The sequence below is a fragment of the Sphingomonas sp. MA1305 genome, assembly GCF_016107325.1.
Taxonomy (GTDB): domain Bacteria; phylum Pseudomonadota; class Alphaproteobacteria; order Sphingomonadales; family Sphingomonadaceae; genus Sphingomonas.
Genome location: NZ_RCVT01000002.1, coordinates 812,505 through 834,333, shown reverse-complemented (window position 1 = coordinate 834,333; position 21,829 = coordinate 812,505). Strand labels below are relative to the sequence as shown.

Below are 21,829 nucleotides of genomic sequence, written 5' to 3'. Positions count from 1 at the left end.
GTGATGATGCCAAGCCCGATCGCCGCATGACCAGCCTCGTCGCGCGCCTTGCCGACGGCGTCCGGTCGATCCCCGCCGACGCCTGGGATGCCTGCGCCGGCACTGCCAATCCCTTCGTCAGCCATGGCTTCCTCGCCGCTCTCGAAGAATCGGGCAGCGTCGGTGGCCGTTCGGGCTGGCAGCCCCTGCCGATCGTGGTCGACGGCGACGACGGCGCGCCGGCGGCGATCGCCCCCGCCTATGCCAAGGCGCACAGCCAGGGCGAATATGTCTTCGACCATGCCTGGGCCGACGCCTGGGAGCGCGCCGGCGGCGCTTATTATCCCAAGCTACAGATCGCCGTGCCGTTCAGCCCCGTCCCCGGCCCGCGCCTGCTGCTGCGCGACCCCGCTGCCGCACCGGCACTGATCGCGGCAATCGAGGCGGTCACCGATCAGAACGATCTGTCGTCCGCCCACGCCACCTTCGTGGCGCCGGAGCAGGTCGCCGCATTCGAAGATGCCGGCTGGCTGTTGCGCGAGGGCACGCAGTTCCACTGGGCCAATCGCGGCTATGCCGCCTTCGACGACTTTCTCGCCGATCTCGCCAGCCGCAAGCGCAAGGCGATCCGCAAGGAACGCGCCGCTGCGGTCGAGGGGCTGACCATCCGCCATCTGACCGGGGCGGAGATCCAGCCGCAGCATTGGGACGCCTTCTGGACCTTCTACCAGGACACCGGCAGCCGGAAATGGGGGCGGCCCTATCTGACCCGCCGCTTCTTCCCGCTGCTGGGCGAGACGATGGGCGACCGGGTGCTGCTGATCCTCGCCGAGCGGGCCGGCACGCCGATCGCGGGCGCGCTCAACCTGATCGGTGCCGACACGCTCTACGGCCGCTATTGGGGCTGTACGGAGGACGTGCCGTTCCTCCATTTCGAACTGTGCTATTATCAGGCGATCGACGCGGCGATCGCGCGTGGGCTGAAGACGGTCGAGGCGGGTGCGCAGGGCGAGCACAAATTGGCGCGCGGCTATGTGCCGGTGCCGACCTGGTCGGCGCATTATCTGCCCGACCCGAACTTCCGCCGCGCCGTCGCCGACTTCCTGGTCCGCGAGCGCGCCGCAGTGGAGGGCGAGCAGGCGGTGCTGGAGGAACTGACGCCGTTCAGGCGGGGTGGCGGCTGAACCAGGCCGCCCGCGCCCGCGGCGGGATCAGTTCCGGGTCGAGCCGGATGTTCGGCGTCCGCCGGTCGTCGATGCGGTAGAGGACCGATTGACCGTTACGCCAGATCGGGGTCAGGCCGGCGACGAACTCCGGCCCATAAGCCGGCGGGTTGATCAGCCAGACATAATCGAACGCGTCGCGCGGCAGCATCGCCAGCGACAGCTTGAGCGGCCGCCACCATTCGCCGCGGCAACGCCGGTCAGTGACGATCTCCGACGGATCGTGCGCGAAGGGGCCGGCGGCGGCATAACGGACGGTCAGCAATTGCGCGCCGGCCATCGACCATTGGTCGTTGGCGAAGGCGTGGCGGCGGACCAGCGCGATGCCGGGAATGTGCTCGAAGCGCGAATAGGTCCAGTCGTCGTAGCAATGCCGGCCGATCATCGTCACCAGCCGCGCCCCCTCCGGCACATGGTCGAGCGCGGCGAGCGTGCGGTCATAATCGCGGTCGTAGATTGCGTAGCTGACCGTCTGCGCGGCAATGCGGACGCCGAAGAAGCCGAGGCCGAGCGCCGCCAGCGTCGCCGCACTGCGCATCGACAGGCCGCGTTTCGGCCGCAGCGCGATCACCGCGATGGCGAAGACGAAGGGGGCGAGGCGCATGTCGGCATAGGCCGAGCCGAACACGATGCGCGGCAGCACCAGATAGACGCCGAGCAGGAACAGCGCCGACAGGCCAAGGTTGCGCGAATATTCGACGCGCGAATCGCGCACGCCCTTCAGCAGGATGGCGAACAGGATCGTCACCGAGACGATGTCGAACGCCATCCAGCGGTCGCGCAGCACCATCGTCACCCAGTTCATCTTGGCCTGCCAGTTGAACCAGTCCATCGTCTTGCCGGTGACGTGGTCGCCCGAGCGCCAGAAGACCATCAGCAAGAAGGGCAGGGCGAGCGGCAGACAGCCCAGGCCCGCGCGCACCCAGGCGCGCAGCCAGTGGCGCGGGCCGCGATCGGTCATCAGGTCGTGCTGGCGGATCATCTCCGCCGAAAAGGCGAGCACGCCGAGCACGCCCCAGCCGAAGGTGTGGCAGACCCACAGGGCGCAGGACAGCGGCACGAAGACGATCGCGCGCAGCGACAGGCGGCCGAGCCGGGCCATGCGCAGCCACAGCGCGAACAGGTTGAGCGCCAGCGCCATCGACAGCGCGAAATTCACGAAGCCGAACTGGAAGGGGTAGCTGTAGGCGAGCGGCAGTGCGAACAGCGCGGTTGCCGGGATGCGCCCGTGCACCTCGCGGGCGATCCACAGCAGGCCGGACACGGTCAGCGCGGGGGTGGCGATGACGATCAGTTTCACCGCCAGCTCCAGCCCGAAGATCGGCGCGAGCGGAATGATGGCGAGGTCGATGCCGAGGTTGCCGATCAGCGACCATTGGAAATTGTACCAATCGGCCAGCCACGGATGCCGCCCGCCGTCGAGCTGGACGGCGTAGCGACCCATATGGCCGGGAAGGTCGACGAGAGGCGGAATATCCGGCCAAAGCAAGGGGATCGTCGCCACGATCACCATCGCCACCACGAACGCGCGCGTCTGCCACCAGTGCAGCTGTTGCCCCTGCATCGCACCGCCTTACGCGGGCGGGGCGCCCTCCGACAAGCGCTTACGCACCAGTATGACGGTGCCGTCGGACGATTGCGCGACCGGGACGAAGCCCGCTGCCGCGCCATGGCCGAGCGCCGCCGCGACGGTGCCGGGCCGATCGGCGCCCGGCAGGCCGGCGCAGGCGAGCAGATAGCGGGCACCGAGCCGGTCCGCGCGGACCGCCGCCTGCGACGCGGGGGCGGCATAGAAGGCATAGATCGCCAGCATGCCCCGGCCGTCGCGATGATAGGGGGCGGCGAGCACCCGGTGCGCCGTCCCGCCGACGATCCACGCGCCCGCGTCGATCGGTGCGATCACCGTCCCGGCGGGCAGGCGGGCGAGCGTGGCGATCGTCGCCGGGCTGGCGCAATCGCCCTGCCCCGCCGGCGCTCCCGCCGGCACGGGCGGCTGGGTCAGCGCCTCGGCGGCGAGCGGGTAGAGCAGGCCGGCGGAGGCGAGCCAGCTGGCGACCAGCGCGAGGCTGCCGCGCGTCCGCGCCGTGGCGACCACCGCCGCCAGTGCCGGCGCGGCGAGCAGGGCGGCGGGATAGGCGCCCCGCAGCTGCACCGCGGTGACGGCCAGCGCCATGGCGAGCAGGCCGGCGATCAGCCCCCAGCCGGCGCTGCGGCTGCGCCGCCACTGCCACAGCGTCGCGACGAGGCCGGCAAGCGCGACGCCGGCATAGCCGAGCGTGGTGGCTAACGGCGCCGTCGCGATCGACTGCGCCTCGCCGACCTGGGTCAGCCACAGCCGGGCGAGGCGCGGGTCGACCGCGCCATAGGGGCTGAGGCACGACGGCGAGCGCCAAAGCGCCGCCGCCGCCATCACCGTGCCGATCGCGACCGCGGCGGCCGCGCGCGCGCGCGTCGAGGTCAGCGAAGGACCGAGGCCCGCGAGCAGGATCGGCGCGGCGAGCATCGTCAGCGCCGCCTGCCACGCGACCCGCGTAAAGCCGTCGCATGCGGCATAGTCGAAGCCATCGCCGGCGAAGACGGCCCGCCCGACCAGCAGCGCGACCAGGGCGCCGACGGCGAAGGCGCCGATCGCATCGTCGGCCTGTTGGCAGGCCCCTGTAATGCCGGGCAATTCCGACGAGTCTTGACACAATTGACGCCTGGACGGGCCATCTCCCCCTTCCACCCCGGCCAAGACGAACCGACGATGAGAAAGAGCGTGTGGCGACGACCGCATCCTATCACCGCCGCCGCTTGTAGGACAGCGCTCGGCCGCCCTCCACGTGGTCGCATTCGTCCAGCGGATCACCAGCCAGAGGCCCAGCATCGCGATCAGCGGCGCGGTCTCCAGCCCGACGATCAGGCCGGCGCCCGCGCACAGCCCGGCCGCCGCCGCGCCGCGCGCGCGGCCATCGAGCAGGCCGAGCACCGCGCCGAGCAGCAGCACCATCTGCAGGCCGTGATGGTCGATGCGGCCGGGCACGAAGATCGTCGTCGCCGGATAGGCGAGCGCCGCGACGACGCCGGCGGTCGCCGCGATCGTGCCGCCGCCGAGCTGGCGGGCGATGCGGATGACGAGACACAGAGCGGCGGCGAACAGCAGGATCGGCCAGGCCGCCACCGCCGCCACCTCGGCGCCGTGCAGGCCCAGCACCGGCCGCAGCAGGACGATCAGCGCCGCCGGGCCGAGATCGGCGAGCCGCGTCCAGTGCATCGCCAGGCCGCCGGCGAGCCGATATTGATGCAGGTCGCCCCACGCCTGCCCCGCCAGCCAGTCGCGCACCTGCGCCAGCCGCATGACATCGTCGGTATCCGGCAGGCGCAGCTGCGCCAGATCGCCCCAGTCGCGGATCGTCCACACCACGCCCAGCAACAGGGCGAGGGCGAGCGCGATCAGCGCATCGGAACGGAGCCGCCGGGCCATGCCGGCGGGTCTAGGGCGATGTGGTTAAGGGGCCCCTAAACCCCTCCCCGGCGGGAGGGGCCGCGGATCAGCGGTCCCGCCGGCCGAGCAGGCGAAGCCGCAGCGCGTTGAGCTTGATGAAGCCCGCCGCGTCGCGCTGGTCATAGGCGCCCTGATCGTCCTCGAAGGTCACCACCTTCTCGGAATAGAGCGAATTGGGCGACTTGCGCCCGACGACATAGACGCCGCCCTTGTACAGCTTGAGCCGCACCGTGCCCGATACCTTGAGCTGGCTGTGGTCAATGGCCGCCTGCAGCATCTCGCGCTCCGGCGAGAACCAGAAGCCGTTGTAGACCAGTTCCGCATAGCGCGGCGCCAATTCGTCCTTGAGGTGCGCGGCACCGCGGTCGAGCGTGATCTGCTCGATGCCGCGATGGGCGAGATGATAGATGGTGCCGCCCGGCGTTTCGTACATGCCGCGGCTCTTCATGCCGACGAAGCGGTTCTCGACCAGATCGAGCCGGCCGATGCCGTGCTTGCGGCCGAGGTCGTTGAGCTTGGTGAGCAGTTCCGCGGGGCTGGTCGCCTCGCCGTTCAGCGCGACGCCGTCGCCGCGTTCGAAGTCGATGGTGATGTACTCGGGCGCGTCGGGCGCATCCTCCGGATTGACGGTGCGGCTGTAGACATAGTCCGGCACCTCCTGCCACGGATCCTCGAGCACCTTGCCCTCCGACGAGGTGTGGAGAAGGTTGGCGTCGGTCGAGAAGGGCGATTCGCCGCGCTTGTCCTTGGCGACCGGGATCTGATGCGCCTCGGCGAATTTGATCAGCTTGGTGCGGCTGGTCAGATCCCATTCGCGCCACGGCGCGATCACCTTGATGTCGGGGTTGAGCGCATAATAGCCGAGCTCGAAGCGGACCTGGTCGTTGCCCTTGCCGGTCGCGCCGTGGCTGACCGCATCGGCGCCGACCATTTTGGCGATCTCGATCTGGCGCTTGGCGATCAGCGGCCGCGCGATCGACGTGCCGAGCAGGTACAGTCCCTCGTAGAGCGCGTTGCCGCGCATCATCGGGAAGACGTAGTCGCGGACGAATTCCTCGCGCAGATCGTCGATGAAGATGTGTTCCGACTTGACCCCGGCCATCTCCGCCTTCTTGCGCGCCGGCTCCAGTTCCTCGCCCTGGCCGAGGTCGGCGGTGAAGGTGACGACCTCGCACTGATACGTCTGCTGCAGCCATTTCAGGATCACGCTCGTATCGAGGCCGCCCGAATAGGCGAGGACGACACGGTTGATCGGATCGGTCACGGCGAAACCCTTCGACTGCGGATGATGGCCGCGCCCCTAGGGCGAAGGACGGGCGGGCGCAACGGTCCGCGTGTTCAGTTCGGGTTTAACCGGCGGCGGCTAGCGGTTAGGCCGATCCGTCCCTTCCCTTTCGAAAGCCGATCATGACGCGTCTACCGCTCGCCACCCTGCCGCTGCTGCTCGTCGCCGCGACCTCGCCCGCCGCCGACAAGGTCGATCCCAAGATCCGCGCCGAGTTCAACCGCACCGACACCAACCACGACGGCTTCCTCAGCCGCGCCGAGATCGACGCGCGGGTCGAGCGGATGAACGTCGGCAAGGCGCCGATGCCGGAGGCAAAGGCCAAGGCGATGGCCAATGCCTGGTTCAACACCGCCGACGCCAATCACGACGGCAAGGTGTCGCCGGCGGAGATGCAGGGCCTCTTCCGCGCGATCGCCTCGCGCTACGACACCAACCACGATGGCGTCGTCAGCCTCGACGAACGCGCCGCCGCCCGCGCCGCGATCCTGGGCGGCGACAGCCCGCAGCAGGGCCCGAAGGGACGGTAACACCCGATCCTCCCCGCTCGCGGGGAGGGGGACCACCCGCAGGGTGGTGGTGGGGGCTTTCCACGAACGTTGCGCTGCGTGGCGGCCCCCCTCCGTCAGCCCTGCGCGCTGCCACCTCCCCGCGAGCGGGGAGGATATCAGCCCCGCAATTCCCGCTCGCCCTCGATCATGTAATCGCGGGTCAGCGGCAATGCGGTGCGGCTGCGCGAGAATTGGATCTGGTAATTGCACATGCCGCCATTCTCGAACGCCATCGCGGCGCCGGCGAGATAGAAGGTCCACATGCGGTAGAAGCGCTCGTCGTACAGCGCGACGATCGCGTCGCGCGCCGCGACGGTGCGCCGATACCATTCGTGCAGCGTGAAGGCATAGTGGAGCCGCAGCACCTCGACGTCGGTGAGGAACATGCGCAGCCCCTCGAACGCGGTCATGATCTCCGACAGCGCGGGATTGTAGCCGCCGGGGAAGATGTATTTCGCGGTCCAGTCGTCGGTGACGCCCGGCTTGCCGAGCCGACCGATCGTGTGGAGCAGCATCACGCCGTCCTTGGTCAGCAGGTCGCGGCACTTGCTGAAGAAGGTGCGATATTGCGGCGGGCCGACATGTTCGAACATGCCGACCGAGACGATACGGTCGAATCGCCCTTCGACGCGGCGGTAATCGATCAGCTCGAAGCGCACCTGGTCGGCGACACCGGCCGCCGCGGCGCGTTCGCGCGCGATCTTGATCTGCTCTTCCGACAATGTGACGCCGAGCACCTCGACGCCGAACTTGCGGTTGAGATAGAGCGCCATGCCGCCCCAGCCGCAGCCGATGTCGAGCACCTTCATGCCCGGCTTCAGCGCCAGCTTGGCGGCGATATGCGCGAGCTTGTCCTCCTGCGCCTGCTCCAGGCTGTTGGCCGGGTCGGTATAATAGGCGCAGCTGTACTGCTTGTCGCGATCGAGGAAGAGGTCGTAGAGCCGCGCCGACAGGTCGTAATGGTGCGCGACGTTGCGCTTCGAGCGGCGCTCCATGTTGACGCGGTCGATGCGGTGCTTGACCGCCGCCGCCGCGCGCGCCGGGGCGGAGGCGCCGAGATGGTCCTGCCCCGCTTCCCACGGGTCGTTGGCGGTCATCAGCCGGACGAGGCTCATGATGTCGTCGCCGTCGACGCTGATCCGACCGTCCATGTACAATTCGCCCGCGCCCAGCGAGGGATTGGCGAGGATGCGGCGGGTGACGCCGCCGTCGTGGAAGCGGAGCACGACATGGCCGAGTTCCGCATCGGGGGTGCCGAAGGTGACGGGCGGGCTGCCGGGTCGGTGGAGGGTAAGTTCGCCGCGGGTCACGGCCTTGCGTAGGAATGCGTCGATTAGCGCCATTCGGGGTCCGTAACGATGCGCAGGGCCACAGCGCAACCAACATCGGTAAGGGTTACGTCTATTTCATCTTTTCTCCCCGCAGGCGGTGGAGGGGGATGGCCGCGAGCGCTGCACGGCGTCGAGCCCCCCCTCCGTCAGCGCTGGCGCGCTGCCACCTCCCCGTGCCGGGGAGGATAATCAGATGCCCGCATACCAGTCGTAGTCGACATTATCCTCCCAATAGCCGCCGCGCCCCTTGCCGATGCCATCGAGGCTGGCGACCGCGTCGATGCCGGTGACGTATTTGGCATGTTTGTAGCCGAGCTGCCGCTCGACGCGCAGCCGCACCGGCGCACCGTGCGCGACCTCCAGTCGCCGGCCGTTCATCTTCAGCGCCAAGATCGTCTGCGGATGGAAGGCGTCGACCGTGTCGATCGACTCATAATAGGGCTGGCCGTTGTAGAGATCGGCGCAGGTGAAGACGACATAGCGCGCCGATCGCCGCATCCCGGCCGCCTTCAGCACCGTGCCGAGCATCGGCCCCTGCCATTGGCCTATCGCGCTCCACCCTTCGACGCAATCGTGGCGGGTGATTTGCTCACGCGACGGCATCGACGCGAGCTGCGCGAGGCTGAGCGAAAACGGCCGGTCGACCAGTCCGCCGATGCGCAGCCGGTAGCTGGCGAAGCCGTCCGCGCTCATCGCCGCATAGGCCGGGGTGCCGGGATCGCGCGTGCCGTTGGCGCGGAAGATCGGCGACATCTGGTCCGGCCGGAATTCCGGTGCCAGGGCGCCGCGGTCGAGCAGCGCGCGCTGCAGCCCTTTGTGCATGTCCTCGCCCGCGAACAGGATGCGGCGGGCGGCCGGCACCTGCGCGACCTTGTCGCAGCCGGCGAGGAGCAGGCCGGTCGCGCCGACCAGCAAGTTGCGCCGCGCAACGATCATTCCGGCACCTTCCAGCGGCCGGTCAGCATGGAACGCAGCTCGTTGCCCGCCCCGGCCAGGATGACGAGCACCAGATGGATCACCGCGAAACCGCCGAGCAGGCTGGCCGCGACGAAATGGATCGACCGCGCCGACTGGCGCCCGCCGAACAGGTCGAGCAGCCACGGCCAGGCGGCGTCCATGCCGGGCGACAGCGCCAGCCCGGTCAGGATCATCACCGGCAGCGCGACGAACAGGACGAGGATATAGCTCCACTTCTGCAGGCTGTTGTACGCCCCGGGATCGTCGCGGTCATGGAAGCGGAAGTTCCAGTGATCGCGCACGTCGGCGGCGAGATGCGCGGCACTGACATCGCGCCGGGTCAGCGCCAGCCGGCGGAAATGCCGGTCGACGAGGCTGACGATCATATAGCCGAGCAGGCCGAAGGCGAGCACCAGGGCGAACAGCAGATGCCAGCGGCGCGAGATGGCGAGATTGTAGCTCGCCGGAATGGTGAGCCAGGCGGGGAAATGCGGCGGCTGCGCCCAGGCATGATCGAAATTGGCGCCATAGCGTCCCCAATAGAGGCGCGGATGCGCATTGGAGATGCCGAGGCCGGAGCCGAGCAGGATGAAGAAGGCGACGGCGTTGAGCCAATGCCACAGCCGCGTCGCGAGCGTGTGGCGGCGGATCACCGTGCCGGGGGGTGGCGGAACCATGATCCATGTGTAGCAGCTTACGCCCCATGACCGAATGGCATTTCTATCAGCCCCGCGACGGCCACGGCCTGGCGCACGATCCCCTCAACGCGATCGTCGCGCCGCGGCCGATCGGCTGGATCGGCAGCCGGTCGGCGGACGGCGTCGCCAATCTGGCCCCCTACAGCTTCTTCAATTTGGTCAATTACACCCCGCCGCTGATCGCGTTCTCGTCACAGGGTTGGAAGGACAGCGTCGCCAATATCGACGCGACGCGCGAATTCACCTGGAATCTCGCCACCCGCGACCTGGCCGAGGCGATGAACGCCAGTTCGGCGAGCGTGCCGCCGGAAGTGGACGAATTCACCCTCGCCGGGCTTGCCACCGCACCGTCGCGGTTGGTCGCACCGCCCCGTGTCGCGGCCAGCCCGGTGTCGTTCGAATGCCGGCTGACCCAGTTGATCCGGCTCACGACCCAGGAGGGGCGCGAACTCGACCAGTGGCTGGTGATCGGCGAGGCGGTCGGCATCCACATCAAGTCGAGCATGCTGGAGGACGGCGTCTATCAGACCGCCCGCGCCCGGCCGATCCTGCGCGGCGGCGGGCCGGCCGACTATTTCGCGATCACCGAGGACGCGCTGTTCCGGATGCGCCGGCCCGGCTGAGGCGGATCTTCGGGCCGATCCCCGCGAACGCCGGGACGCCCGGTTCAGTGATAGGCGCGCCAGAAGAAGACCGCCGTGGTCGTCGCGGTGATCAGCAGCGTCCAGCCGCGGATCACCGCCGGTGGCAGCACGCGGCCGAGCCGGGCGCCGAAATAGCCCCCGGCGATCGATCCGATCATCATCGGCAGGCACAGGCTCCAGGCGATGATGCCGGACAGGACGAAGATCGCGGTGGCGGCGCTGTTCGCCACCGCCAGCATCAGCGTCCGCGGCGCGGCGAGCGTCGCCGGATGCGCGCCGGTCAGCACGCCCCACATCGCGGTCAGCATCATGCCGACACCGCCGCCGAAATAGCCGCCGTAGATGCCGAGCAGCGCCTGTCCCGCCACCACCGCCCGCGGTCCGGCGCGGAAGCGGCTCGCCACCCAATCGGCGGCATGACGTCCCAACGCGATCGCCACCGTCGCGGCGAGCAGCAGCCACGGCACGATCACGTCGAAGGCGCGGGCCGGCGTCCACACCAGCAACAGGCTGCCGATCAGGCCGCCACCGAAGGTGACCGCCGCCAGGGGACGGATGCCGACCCCGCCGATCGGCGCCAGCCCGGCGCGATAGGCCCAGGCGCTCGCCATCGCCCCCGGCTGGACCGCGACGTTGCTGGTCGCATTGGCGACGGTCGACGGCAGGCCGAGCGCGATCAGCGTCGGCATGGTGGCGAACGACCCGCCGCCGGCGAGCGCGTTCATCGCCCCGCCCAGCACGCCGGCGCCGCCTGCCAGCGCCAGCCCCGGCCAATCAGCCAAGCGCGATCATCTTCTCGGCGGCCTCGCGATCCATCTGCGCGCGGCTCTTCTTCTCCGCCGCCGTTTTCAGCTGGCCGCAGGCCGCGTCGATGTCGCGGCCGCGCGGGGTGCGGACGGGGGCAGAAATGCCCGCCTCGAAGACGATGTTCGAGAAAGCGCGGATCCGTTCCGGCGTCGAACATTCGTAAGGTGCGCCCGGCCACGGGTTGAACGGGATCAGATTGACCTTGGCGGGCAGCTTGTACTGGCGCAGCAGCCGGACCAGCTCGTGCGCGTCGGCGTCCGAATCGTTCTTGTCCTTCAGCATCACATATTCGAACGTGATGCGCCGGGCGTTGTTGGCGCCGGGATAGTCGGCGCAGGCCTGCAGCAATTCCTCGATGCCGTATTTCTTGTTGAGCGGGACGATCTCGTCGCGCACGTCCTTGGTCACCGCGTGCAGCGACACGGCGAGATTGACGCCGATCTCCTCGCCGGCGCGCGCCATCATCGGCACGACGCCGCTGGTCGACAGCGTGATCCGCCGCTTCGACAGCGCCAGGCCGTCGCCGTCCATGACCAGCTTCAGCGCATCGCGCACCGCATCGAAATTATACAGCGGCTCGCCCATGCCCATCATCACGATGTTGGTGAGCAGGCGCCCTTCCGGCTGGCTCGGCCATTCGCCCAGGGCATCGCGAGCGAGCATGACCTGGCCGACGATCTCGCCCGGCGTCAGGTTGCGCACCAACCGCATCGTACCGGTATGGCAAAAGCGACAGTTGAGCGTGCAACCCACCTGGCTCGACACGCACAGGGTGCCGCGATCGGCGTCCGGGATGAACACCATCTCGTAATCCTGGCCGTCGGGCGAGCGCAGCAGCCATTTGCGCGTGCCGTCGTTCGACACCTGCGCCTCGACGACGTCGGGCCGGCTGATCACGAACCGTTCGGTCAGCCACGGATGCTGCGCCTTGGCGATATCGGTCATCTGCGCGAATTCGGTCGCGCCGCGATTGTACAGCCAGTGCCAGATCTGCTTGCCGCGCAGCTTCGCCTGCCGCGCATCCATGCCTGCCTCCGCCAGCGTGGCGCGCAATTGCTCCTTGGACAGGCCGATCAGGTCGACGCGCCCGTCTTCGCGCAGCGACGGCGCACGCGGCACGGGCACAGGATCGATATGGCCCGGAATGGGCATGGGCGGGGACGACACTGTCAGCATGCCCCCGCACATAGGCGAAAACGGCCGCGATTTCCACTCCCGGCCGGATTGCTGCGGCTAGCGCCCGACGCAGGCCAGGCCGGCGGCATCGATCGCGGTAGCGGCGCCGGCGAGCAGATAGACATCCGCGAACGGCCGCCCACCCGGCGCGACCGCCTCGACGCTCATGCTGCGCGCCGAACGCAGCGCGGCGACGATCGCGCGATCACTCGGCGAATCCGCCGCCCAGGCATCGGTCGCGCCCGCGACCAGGGCGAAGCGCCGCTCGCCGACGGTCAGCGTCACCGGCGCCGACCGGTCGCGCGCGCGCGACAGGCGGACATGCAACGAGGCGCGCAGCGGCCGCCCCGGCCAGGTCGCGACGCTCGCCCAGCCGCCGGTGCGGCCGCCCGCGCGCACCGGTCGCGCGATGGCGTAGCAGCGCGCCGGCGCGGCATCGCGGAACGCGCCCCAGCCCTGGTAGACGCCGATCGTCTCGCGCCCGCCGGCCGGCGCCGCGACCGCCAGCAGCAGGGAAAGCGCCCGGATCACGCCGGAGCGCGGCCCGTGCCGCGGTGGACGATCCGCTCGACACCGCCGGCGATGCAGGTCAGCGACCCCTGCGGCAGGCCATCGACGATCGGCGCGCCGAACACCGGATGCGGCGGCGCGCCGGTCATCACGCCGCGCAGCACCCGGCTGGAGATGCCGTGCATGATCACCAGCCGGTCGCCCGCATCGGCGGCGGTATCGGCCAGCCAGCCGCCGACCCGCGCCGCGATGGCGGGATAATCCTCGCCGTCCGGCGCCGGCTGCAACAGCCCTTCGGCGGTGATGATCGGGCCGACGGTGCCGATCACCTCCGCATAATAGCGCCCGCCCCAGCTGCCCATGCCGATCTCGCCGAGCCGCGCGTCGGTGTGCGCCGCGTGCCAGTCGAGCCCGAGATGCTCGGCGATCACCGCCAGCGTCTGCAGCGCCCGCCCGGTCGGCGAGGCCCAGAGCGTCAGCGCCGGCCGCTCGCCCAGTTCCGCGCGCAGCGCCCGCCCCATCTCCTCCGCCTGGGCGAAGCCGGCACGGGTCAGCGGCGTGTGCGGATGGTCGCCCTGCAACCGCGCCGCGGCGTTGAACACGGTTTCGCCATGGCGGGCGATATAGTCGCGGCCCTGTCGTGCCGAAGAAAAGTCGCGACCCGGTCGCGGCGGCGCTTGCGTCATGGCGGCGGTTTCAAGCCCCTGTGGCGCAAAAGCAACGGATTTCCGTGTTTAGCTGAGGTTCATGCAACGCCCGGCGCGATCGACCATTGGAGCCGCCCACCCGCTTGGAGGGTGGAAGTATCGCAATGGAGTAACTCATGCGTCAGCTCATTCTCGCCGCCGCCGTCGCCGGCACCGCCCTCGCCGCCCTGCCCGCCGCGGCCCAGACCGCCGCCGCGCCCTTCACCGGCCTGCGCATCGAAGGCGTCGCCGGCTATGACGCGCTGAAGGACGGCCACGATCAGGCCGCGAGCAGCAGCGACGGCTTCGTCTACGGCGGCGCGGTCGGTTACGACCTGCAGGTCAACAATCTGATCATCGGCGCCGAAGGCGAGCTGACCGGATCGACCACCGACACGCGGACCGACGGGCTGCTCGTCGCCAACGACCGGCTGCGCGTCGACGCCGGCCGCGACATCTTCGCCGGGGCGCGCGTCGGCTTTCTGGTGACGCCGTCGCTGATGGCCTATGCCAAGGGCGGCTATACCAATGCGCGGATCAACACCCGCTACACCACCGGCTCGACCGAGGTGCGCGACCATTTCGACATGGACGGCTTCCGCCTCGGCGCGGGGCTGGAGCATCAGATCGGCGCCAACACCTATATCAAGGGCGAGTATCGCTATTCGAACTACAGCCGCGCCGATCGCTACGACATCGACGCGGACCGGCATCAGCTGGTCGCCGGCGTCGGCATGCGCTTCTGATCCGTGCCGCGACGGTGCCGGGGCGGCAGCGACCGTCACTCGCGCTAACGCCGCGTTAACCGGAATCGGCCGAGGGGTCGGGGCGCTTGCTCCGACCCCTTTTTCGTGGGTAGAGCTAAGGATGAACACGCCCCGGACTCGGGGGACGGGGGTTTGAGATCATGAAGGCGACGATCGAACGTGCGACGCTCCTCAAGGGGCTGAGCCATGTCCAGTCGGTGGTGGAGCGCCGCAACACCATTCCGATCCTGTCCAACGTGCTGCTCGAGGCGACGGCCGAGGGTGCGCTGCGCCTGATGGCGACCGACCTCGACCTGCAGATCAACGAATCGGTGCAGGCGGCGGTCGACCAGCCGGGCGCGACCACGGTGTCGGCGCACACGCTGTTCGACATCGCCCGCAAGCTGCCGGAAGGCAGCCAGGTGCAGCTGACCGCCGCGGAAGGGCGGATGACGATCGTCGCCGGCCGCGCGCGCTTCAGCCTCGGCACGCTGCCGCGCGACGATTTCCCGGTGATTGCCGAGGGCGAGCTGCCGACGCAGTTCGAGATTCCCGCCGACACGCTGAAGCAGATCATCGACAAGACGCGCTTCGCCATCTCGACCGAAGAGACGCGCTATTATCTCAACGGCATCTTCCTGCACGTCGCCGACGACGGCAGCGAGCCGGTGCTTAAGGCCGCGGCGACCGATGGCCACCGCCTCGCCCGCGTCACGCTGCCGCGGCCGGAAGGCGCCGCCGGCATGCCCGACGTGATCGTGCCGCGAAAGTGCGTCGCCGAACTGCGCAAGCTGCTCGACGAGGTCGACGGCTCGGTCGGCGTGTCGCTGTCCGGGACCAAGATCCGCTTCGACCTCGGCCAGGCGATCCTGACCTCGAAGCTGATCGACGGCACCTTCCCCGATTACAGCCGGGTCATCCCGACCGCCAATGACAAGATCCTCAAGCTCGATCCGAAAAGCTTCATGGAAGGCGTCGACCGCGTCTCGACGATCGCCACGGAGAAGACGCGCGCCGTCAAGATGGCGCTCGACCGCGACCGGATCACGCTGTCGGTGACCAGCCCGGAAAACGGCACCGCCGCCGAGGAAGTGCCCGGCGACTATACCGCCCTGCCGTTCGAGATCGGCTTCAACAGCCGTTATCTGCTCGACATCCTGGGCCAGATCGACAGCGATCTGGTCGAAGTGCACCTCGCCGATGCCGCGGCGCCGACGCTGATCCGCGAAAACGACAAGTCGCCGGCCCTGTACGTGCTGATGCCGATGCGGGTCTGATCCCACCGTCTCCCCGGCCCCAACCGGGGAGACCTGTTGCGGGTCGGCCAGGAGCGGGAGGCACGGTCTCGTCCCCGTACCGCCGCCACCGTCAGGCGCGCGGCTCCAGCTTGACCTCGAACACCGTCGGCCAGAGCTTGCCGGTGACGAACAGCCGCCGCCCCTTGGCGTCCCAGGCGATGCCGTTGGCGACCGCTTCCGGGTCGGTCGCATTCACCTCCGCGACGATCGCACGCAGGTCGACCACCGCCGTCACTTTGCCCGACACCGGGTCGATCCGCACCAGCCACGGCGTCCGCCAGACGTTGGCGAGGATCTGGCCGTCGACCACTTCCAACTCGTTGAGCTGATCGAGCGGCCGGCCGTCGATCGTCACCGCCAGCTTGCCGGTGACGCGCAACGTCTTGGGGTCGAATCGCTTGAGCGTCGCGCTGCCGTCCGATTCGATCAGGCCGCCCGTCTCGCTCGCCAATCCCCAGCCCTCGCCCGGGAACCGTCCCTCGCCCGCCTTCTTCAGGTTCGGCAGCGCCCAGCGGTGCGCGACGCCGTCGTGCCAGGTCAGGCTGATCAGCTGATCGCCCCAGCGCGCCAGCCCCTCGCCGAACTGCGCCGCCGGGATCGCGGCCCGCGCCATAATGCGGCCGTCCTCCAGCCGGACGCGCCGCACTTCCGACACGCCTTCCCGCCCGACGCTTTCGAACAGGGCATTGTCGGTGAAGATCAGCCCCTCGGTGAAGGCGCTGCGGTCATGCGGAAAGCGCGCGACGATGCGCGGCAAGAGCAGCTGCGGGCGCGTGTCGGCGGCGGTGGCGGCCGTCGGTGCGGCAGGGGCGACGACCTGGACGGGAGCGGCGCCGAGCAGCGCGGGCAGGAGCAGCAGGAGGGGCAAGGGACGCATCGCAACGGGCTCCACAAACGAACGGCCCGCCCGGAACTTCCGGACGGGCCGCCGTCACTCACATCGGGATCGGGACGATCAGCTCGCCGAGGACAGGTTCACCGCGGCATATTTGCCGCGACGATCGACCTCGATCTCGAACTGCAGGCGGTCGCCCTCGTTCAGCGTCGGCATGCCGGCACGCTCGACGGCCGAAATGTGGACAAAGGCGTCGGGCTGGCCGTCGTCGCGCTGAATGAAGCCAAAGCCCTTCATCGCGTTGAAGAACTTGACCGTACCGGTCGCCTTCTCGCCGGTCAGCTGGCGCTGCGGCGCACCGCCGGCGCGCGGGCCGCGGTCGTTGCCGCCGAAGCCACCCTCGCGCGGCTCGCGCGGCGCGCGGTCCTGCACCGGCATCGGCTCACCGTCGATCTTCAGCTCGGTCGCCGAGATACGGCCACCGCGGTCGACCAGGGTGAAGCCGAGCGGCTGACCCTCGGCCAGACCGGTCAGGCCGGCCTGCTCGACGGCCGAGATGTGAACGAACACGTCCTCGCCGCCATCGTCGCGGACCACGAAGCCGAAGCCCTTCTGCGCGTTGAAGAACTTGACCACGCCGGTGCCTTCGCCGACGACCTGCGGAGGCATGCCGCGGCCGCCGCCGAAGCCGCCGCCACCACCGAAACCACCGCCGCCGCCGCCGCGGTAACCACCGCCACCGCCGCCGCCGAAGCCGCCGCCACCGAAGCCGCGGTCGCCGCCACCGAAGCCGCCGCCGCCGAAGCCACGGTCACCACCGCCGAAACCGCCGCCACCGAAGCTGCTGCCGCCGCCGAAGTCGTCACCGCCACCGAAGCCATCGCGCTTGTCGCGACCACGTCCGCCACGATTGCCGCGGCCACCTTTGTCGTAACCCATAAACCTGTTCGTCTTCCCGGTTCGCCCGCATCCGATCCTGTCGAAGAACCCGTGCGCCGGACGACGAACGCGAGCCTTCGGGCGCGAAACCTTTTGCGCCTTGGGTGATGCCATAGCGCACATCGCAAGGCCCTGCGAATGAATTCGTCGCACGGGAAGGCCATTTCGCATCAATACTTTCGTCCGCGTGGCCATAACGGCACAGCTTAGGATAATCCGCCGCGCTTTTGCCGCTTTCCTGTGCCATCGCCATTGAGCGTCCTGCCGCCGCGGCGTAGGGCGAGTCGCATGACCGTTCACTTTCACGAGGAAGACCTCCCCGCCGACGTCTTCGCCCCTGGCGCCGCGATCGCGGTGGATACCGAAACCATGGGCTTGATCACCCCGCGCGACCGGCTGTGCGTCGTGCAGCTGTCCGATGGCGGCCCCGACGAGCATCTTGTCCGCTTCCATGCCGGCAGCGACTATGCCGCGCCCAATCTCAAGCGCGTGCTCGCCGATCCGGCCCGGCTCAAGCTGTTTCACTATGGCCGCTTCGACGTCGCCGCGCTTCAGCATTACCTCGGCATCGTCGCCGCGCCGGTGTGGGACACCAAGATCGCCTCGCGGCTGGTGCGCACCTACACCGACCGCCACGGCCTCAAGGAACTGGTCCGCGAACTGCTCGGCCAGGAATTGTCCAAGCAGCAGCAGTCATCCGACTGGGGCTCGCCCGAACTCAGCGACGCACAGAAGGATTACGCCGCCAGCGACGTCCGCTTCCTCCACCGGCTCAAGGACGAGCTGGAGCGGCGGCTGGTGCGCGAGAACCGCCTGGACCTCGCGCAGGCCTGTTTCGACTTCCTGCCGACGCGCGCCGCGCTCGATCTCGCCGGCTGGCCGGAGATCGATATCTTCGCTCATGCGTAATAGCCCGCATGTCTGACGTCGCGATCCGCACCCGCACCGCCCGCCAGCGCTGGGCCGCCCCCGGCAGCCGCCACGACCGGCTGATCCGCATCCTCGGCACCAGCCTGCCGATCGGTATCGGCGTGCTCGCGGCGTTCCTGGTGATGGCGCCGCTGACCGCGGGCAGCGAGGTGTCGTTCGTGCTCGACAAGAACAAGGTCGAGGTGTCGAAGGAGCGGATGCGGCTGCAGGCGGCGACCTATCGCGGCCAGGATGACAAGGGTCAGGCCTTTCGGCTCAACGCCGGCTCGGCGGTCCAGCAATCCTCGGCGGTGCCGGTGGTGCAGATCAATCGCATGGCCGCCGACCTGCAGCTGACCGACGGCCCGGCAACGCTGCGCGCCGATCGCGGCGCCTACGACCTCAACACCGAAAAGCTGAAAGCCGAAGGCCCGATCCAGGTGCGCGCGCCCGACGGCTACAGCCTCGACACAAACGACGCGACCGTCGACCTCAAGGCAAAGACGCTGGAGAGCGGCGACGGGGTCAAGGGCACGGTGCGCGGCGGCACGTTCAGCGCCGACAAGATGCGCGCGACGCTGGACGACCGGGTGCTCAACCTCGACGGCAATGTGCACTTGCGGTTCAACCCGCGACGCGCGAGATAGCCGGCATGCGCGCGCCCTTTACCCTTGCCGTTCTGATCGTTGCAGCCGTGACGCCGCTCGCCGCGCAGCAGCGCCATGATTCGAATGCGCCGATCTCGTTCGACGCGGCGCACGCGCAGCTGGCGGACAAGTCGGGACGCGGCTCGCTGAGCGGCAATGTCATCATCCGCCAGGCGGAGATGACGATCAATGCCGCGCGCGTGACGGTCGCCTATTCGGGCGAGGTGATCGGCGGCGCCCCGCAGATCACGCGGATGGACGCCGCCGGCGGCGTCACCGTGCGCCGGCCGGATCAGACCGCGCGCAGCCAATATGCGATCTACGATCTCAAGCGACGCATCATCACCATGCTCGGCGCGGTGACGCTGACCCAGGGCGGCAACACCGTCAACGGCGGGCGGCTGACGATCAACCTCGACACCGGACGCGCCGTGATCGACGGTTCGTCGGTGGCCGGCAGCAGCGGCGCGACCGGCAACGGCGGCGCCGGCAACGTGACGCAAAGCGGCGGCCGCGTGACCGGCGTCTTCTCGGTCCCCAAACGCGACTGACCGGCACGCGCATGCGTTTCGTCGGCTCACGTCGCCTCGGGGGCTTTTCTCCGGCGCGCGAACCGGTCATGACAGGCGGCATGCACGAACCTTGCCAGATGGGCGTGCATCGGGGATGGCCGCGGTCGGCATGAAAAGGGCACGAAGGCCATGGACGCTGTAACCGATCTGCACACCGCCGAAGCGATCCACGAAGCGCCCGCCGCGCGCGGTCTGCAGGTGGTGTCGATCGCCAAATCCTACGACAAGCGCACCGTCCTCACCGACGTGTCGGTCAGCGTCGATCGCGGTGAGGTGATCGGCCTGCTCGGCCCCAATGGCGCCGGCAAGACCACTTGCTTCTATTCGGTGATGGGGCTGGTGAAGCCCGATTCGGGCCGCATCATGCTCGATGGGGAGGATATCACCCGCCTGCCGATGTACCGCCGCGCGATCCTCGGCCTCGGCTATCTGCCGCAGGAGACGAGCATCTTCCGCGGCATGTCGATCGAGAAGAACATCTCCTCGGTGCTCGAGCTGGCCGAGCCCGATCCGGCGGAACGGACGCGCAAGCTCGACCGGCTGCTCGAGGAATTCGGCCTGACCCGGCTGCGCGCCGCGCCCGCGATGGCGCTGTCGGGCGGCGAGCGCCGCCGCGCGGAGATCGCGCGCGCGCTGGCGGCGGAACCGTCGATCATGCTGCTCGACGAGCCCTTCGCCGGCATCGACCCGATCTCGATCGCCGATATCCGCGACCTGGTGAAGGATCTGAAGCGCCGCGACATCGGCGTGCTGATCACCGACCACAATGTGCGCGAGACGCTCGACATCGTCGACCGCGCCTACATCATTTACGACGGTCGGGTGCTGTTCACCGGCAGCCCCGAGGAACTCGTCGCCGACGCCAACGTCCGCCGCCTGTATCTGGGCGAGGGCTTCTCGTTGTAACGCCGATGGGGGCGACCGTCCTCTATCCTCCCCGATATGGGGAGGTGGCAGCGCGAGGCGCTGACGGAGGGGGCCTTCCACGCCGCGCAGCATCCGCGGCCCGCCCCCTCCACCACGCCGCGGCGCGGCGCGGTCCCCCTCCCCGCAAGCAGGGAGGATATCGCGCGTGAGCCTCGCGCCGCGCCTCGACCTGCGCCAGTCGCAATCGCTGGTGATGACGCCGCAGCTGCAGCAGGCGATCAAGCTGCTCGCGCTGTCCAACCTCGAGATCGAGGCGTTCATCGCCGAGGAGATCGAGAAGAATCCGCTGCTCGAGGCGCCGCAGACCGACGAGATCGTCCGCCCCGAACGCGCCGAGGCGGAGGAACCGGCCGGCGCCGACGCTTTGGTCACCGGCGCCGCCGCGGCCGATCCGCTCGACGTCGACTATGCGACCGAAAGCCACCAGCAGGACAGCGTCGCCGACGGCGGCGGCGGCTTCGACGGGGCCCTGTCGATGACCGGCAGCAGCGGCGGCGCGGGCGAGGATGCGCCCGACCTCGACAGCTTCGCCGCCGCCGACATCGGCCTCGCCGATCATCTCCTCGCCCAGGCGGGAGCGGTGGTCGACGGCGCCGATTGGTTCATCGCCCAACATCTGATCGATCAGCTCGACGAAGCCGGCTATCTGACCGTGCCGCTGCTCGACATCGCCAACCGGCTGGGCGCGCCGCTCGCCCGCGTCGAGCGGGTGCTGACGCAGATCCAGACGCTCGACCCGACCGGCGTCGGCGCGCGCAATCTCGCCGAATGCCTGGCGCTGCAGGCGAAGGAGGCGGACCGTTACGACCCGTGCATGGCGCGGCTGATCGACAATCTCGACCTGCTCGCGCGGGGCGAGCTGCCGCGGCTGAAGCGGATGTGCGGCGTCGACGACGAGGATATGGCGGATATGATCCGCGAGCTACGCGGCTACGATCCCAAGCCCGGCTGCCGCTATGGCGGCGAGCCTGCGCCGGCGGTGACGCCCGACCTGTTCGTCGCCCGCACCAAGAGCGGCTGGGGAATCGAACTCAATGCGGCGACCCTGCCCAAGGTGCTGGTCAACCGCCGCTATTATCACGAGCTCAGCCACGGCCCGCAGGACAAGGCGTCGAAGGCGTGGCTGACCGATGCCCTCGCATCCGCCAACTGGCTGGTGAAAGCGCTCGACCAGCGCCAGCGCACGATCATCAAGGTCGCCAGCGAAATCGTGAAGCAGCAGGAGGCGTTCTTCCTGAACGGCGTCGCTCATCTCAGGCCGCTGACCCTGGCCAAGGTCGCCGAGGCGATCGAGATGCACGAATCGACGGTCAGTCGGGTGACGAGCAACAAATATCTCAGCTGCGCGCGCGGCGTCTTCGAGCTCAAATATTTCTTCACCTCGGCGATCCAGGCGGCGGACGGTGGCGATGCGGTGTCGGCGGAGGCCGTGAAGAGCGCGATTCGCCAGCTGATCGCCGGCGAGGGCGCCAAGATCCTGTCCGACGACACGCTGGTCGAGCTGCTCCAGGCCAAGGGCTTCGACATCGCGCGTCGCACAGTGGCGAAATACCGCGAGTCGATGGGCATCGGCAGCTCGGTCCAGCGCCGCCGCGCCAAGGCGCTCGAGGGCGCGGGCTGATCCG

Annotated in this window: 22 protein-coding genes; 10 read left to right on the top strand and 12 right to left on the bottom strand. The window is 69.1% G+C overall.

Annotation, left to right across the window (positions count from 1 at the left end):
* Positions 1-26: 26 nt before the first annotated feature.
* Positions 27-1,163, top strand: a complete 1,137-nt coding sequence (locus D9601_RS11945; protein ID WP_198354215.1) for a GNAT family N-acetyltransferase — start codon at positions 27-29, stop codon at positions 1,161-1,163.
* Here the strand turns inward: D9601_RS11945 and D9601_RS11940 are convergent.
* The 3 genes from D9601_RS11940 to D9601_RS11930 all read right to left on the bottom strand — a co-directional run bounded on the left by D9601_RS11940 (position 1,144) and on the right by D9601_RS11930 (position 5,950).
* On the bottom strand, positions 1,144-2,766 hold the full coding sequence (locus tag D9601_RS11940; protein ID WP_198354214.1) for a hypothetical protein: 1,623 nt from the start codon (positions 2,764-2,766) through the stop codon (positions 1,144-1,146). The genes D9601_RS11945 and D9601_RS11940 overlap by 20 nt on opposite strands.
* A gap of 9 nt (positions 2,767-2,775) precedes the next feature.
* Positions 2,776-4,665 (bottom strand): hypothetical protein, encoded by a 1,890-nt coding sequence (locus D9601_RS11935; protein WP_198354213.1) that lies wholly within the window; start codon positions 4,663-4,665, stop codon positions 2,776-2,778.
* A 67-nt stretch (positions 4,666-4,732) separates the two neighbouring features.
* A complete protein-coding gene (locus D9601_RS11930; protein ID WP_198354212.1) occupies positions 4,733-5,950 on the bottom strand; it encodes an argininosuccinate synthase in 1,218 nt (405 codons plus the stop codon).
* A gap of 143 nt (positions 5,951-6,093) precedes the next feature.
* On the opposite strand from D9601_RS11930, the gene D9601_RS11925 reads away from it, so the two are divergent.
* Complete coding sequence (locus D9601_RS11925) at positions 6,094-6,501, top strand: EF-hand domain-containing protein (protein ID WP_198354211.1); 408 nt, start codon at positions 6,094-6,096, stop codon at positions 6,499-6,501.
* A 137-nt stretch (positions 6,502-6,638) separates the two neighbouring features.
* Here D9601_RS11925 and D9601_RS11920 read toward each other — a convergent pair whose 3' ends face one another.
* The 3 genes from D9601_RS11920 to D9601_RS11910 form a co-directional block, all read right to left on the bottom strand.
* Entirely contained in the window at positions 6,639-7,865 is a 1,227-nt protein-coding gene (locus D9601_RS11920) for an SAM-dependent methyltransferase (protein ID WP_198354210.1), read from the bottom strand.
* A gap of 177 nt (positions 7,866-8,042) precedes the next feature.
* Positions 8,043-8,789, bottom strand: coding sequence for a molybdopterin-dependent oxidoreductase (locus D9601_RS11915; RefSeq protein WP_198354209.1), 747 nt, complete (start codon positions 8,787-8,789; stop codon positions 8,043-8,045).
* The gene (locus D9601_RS11910) at positions 8,786-9,487 is read right to left on the bottom strand and encodes a cytochrome b/b6 domain-containing protein (RefSeq protein WP_198354208.1); all 702 of its coding nucleotides are present in this window, start codon (positions 9,485-9,487) and stop codon (positions 8,786-8,788) included. The genes D9601_RS11915 and D9601_RS11910 overlap by 4 nt, the downstream gene beginning before the upstream one ends.
* A gap of 26 nt (positions 9,488-9,513) precedes the next feature.
* Between D9601_RS11910 and D9601_RS11905 the strand changes: the two genes are divergently transcribed.
* Entirely contained in the window at positions 9,514-10,131 is a 618-nt protein-coding gene (locus D9601_RS11905; RefSeq protein ID WP_198354207.1) for a flavin reductase family protein, read from the top strand.
* Positions 10,132-10,175: 44 nt separating this feature from the next.
* On the opposite strand, the gene D9601_RS11900 is transcribed toward D9601_RS11905, so the two are convergent.
* The 4 genes from D9601_RS11900 to D9601_RS11885 form a co-directional block, all read right to left on the bottom strand.
* Complete coding sequence (locus tag D9601_RS11900) at positions 10,176-10,934, bottom strand: sulfite exporter TauE/SafE family protein (RefSeq protein WP_232474062.1); 759 nt, start codon at positions 10,932-10,934, stop codon at positions 10,176-10,178.
* Positions 10,927-12,111, bottom strand: coding sequence for a 23S rRNA (adenine(2503)-C(2))-methyltransferase RlmN (gene rlmN, locus D9601_RS11895; RefSeq protein ID WP_443024750.1), 1,185 nt, complete (start codon positions 12,109-12,111; stop codon positions 10,927-10,929). Before rlmN ends, D9601_RS11900 begins: the two co-directional genes overlap by 8 nt.
* 81 nt (positions 12,112-12,192) lie before the next feature.
* Positions 12,193-12,666 carry a hypothetical protein gene (locus D9601_RS11890; RefSeq protein WP_198354205.1) on the bottom strand — a complete coding sequence of 158 codons (474 nt, stop codon included), beginning with the start codon at positions 12,664-12,666 and terminating at the stop codon, positions 12,193-12,195.
* Complete coding sequence (locus D9601_RS11885) at positions 12,663-13,331, bottom strand: histidine phosphatase family protein (protein WP_198354204.1); 669 nt, start codon at positions 13,329-13,331, stop codon at positions 12,663-12,665. Before D9601_RS11885 ends, D9601_RS11890 begins: the two co-directional genes overlap by 4 nt.
* A 137-nt stretch (positions 13,332-13,468) precedes the next feature.
* Here D9601_RS11885 and D9601_RS11880 point away from each other — a divergent pair, with 137 nt between their 5' ends.
* Positions 13,469-14,077 (top strand): outer membrane protein, encoded by a 609-nt coding sequence (locus D9601_RS11880; RefSeq protein ID WP_198354203.1) that lies wholly within the window; start codon positions 13,469-13,471, stop codon positions 14,075-14,077.
* 161 nt (positions 14,078-14,238) lie between these two features.
* Positions 14,239-15,354 carry a DNA polymerase III subunit beta gene (gene dnaN / locus D9601_RS11875; RefSeq protein ID WP_198354202.1) on the top strand — a complete coding sequence of 372 codons (1,116 nt, stop codon included), beginning with the start codon at positions 14,239-14,241 and terminating at the stop codon, positions 15,352-15,354.
* 91 nt (positions 15,355-15,445) lie between these two features.
* Here dnaN and D9601_RS11870 read toward each other — a convergent pair whose 3' ends face one another.
* Positions 15,446-16,252 carry a glutaminyl-peptide cyclotransferase gene (locus tag D9601_RS11870; RefSeq protein WP_198354201.1) on the bottom strand — a complete coding sequence of 269 codons (807 nt, stop codon included), beginning with the start codon at positions 16,250-16,252 and terminating at the stop codon, positions 15,446-15,448.
* Positions 16,253-16,330: 78 nt separating this feature from the next.
* Entirely contained in the window at positions 16,331-17,149 is an 819-nt protein-coding gene (locus D9601_RS20050) for a cold-shock protein (RefSeq protein WP_198354200.1), read from the bottom strand.
* A gap of 288 nt (positions 17,150-17,437) precedes the next feature.
* Between D9601_RS20050 and D9601_RS11860 the strand changes: the two genes are divergently transcribed.
* The 5 genes from D9601_RS11860 to rpoN all read left to right on the top strand — a co-directional run bounded on the left by D9601_RS11860 (position 17,438) and on the right by rpoN (position 21,825).
* Complete coding sequence (locus D9601_RS11860; protein WP_198354199.1) at positions 17,438-18,058, top strand: ribonuclease D; 621 nt, start codon at positions 17,438-17,440, stop codon at positions 18,056-18,058.
* 8 nt (positions 18,059-18,066) lie between these two features.
* Positions 18,067-18,705 (top strand): LPS export ABC transporter periplasmic protein LptC, encoded by a 639-nt coding sequence (gene lptC, locus D9601_RS11855; protein ID WP_198354198.1) that lies wholly within the window; start codon positions 18,067-18,069, stop codon positions 18,703-18,705.
* Positions 18,706-18,710: 5 nt separating this feature from the next.
* Positions 18,711-19,256 carry an LptA/OstA family protein gene (locus tag D9601_RS11850; RefSeq protein ID WP_198354197.1) on the top strand — a complete coding sequence of 182 codons (546 nt, stop codon included), beginning with the start codon at positions 18,711-18,713 and terminating at the stop codon, positions 19,254-19,256.
* A gap of 150 nt (positions 19,257-19,406) precedes the next feature.
* Entirely contained in the window at positions 19,407-20,183 is a 777-nt protein-coding gene (lptB, locus tag D9601_RS11845; RefSeq protein ID WP_198354196.1) for an LPS export ABC transporter ATP-binding protein, read from the top strand.
* Positions 20,184-20,349: 166 nt separating this feature from the next.
* Positions 20,350-21,825, top strand: coding sequence for an RNA polymerase factor sigma-54 (gene rpoN, locus D9601_RS11840; protein ID WP_198354195.1), 1,476 nt, complete (start codon positions 20,350-20,352; stop codon positions 21,823-21,825).
* Positions 21,826-21,829 lie beyond the last annotated feature (4 nt).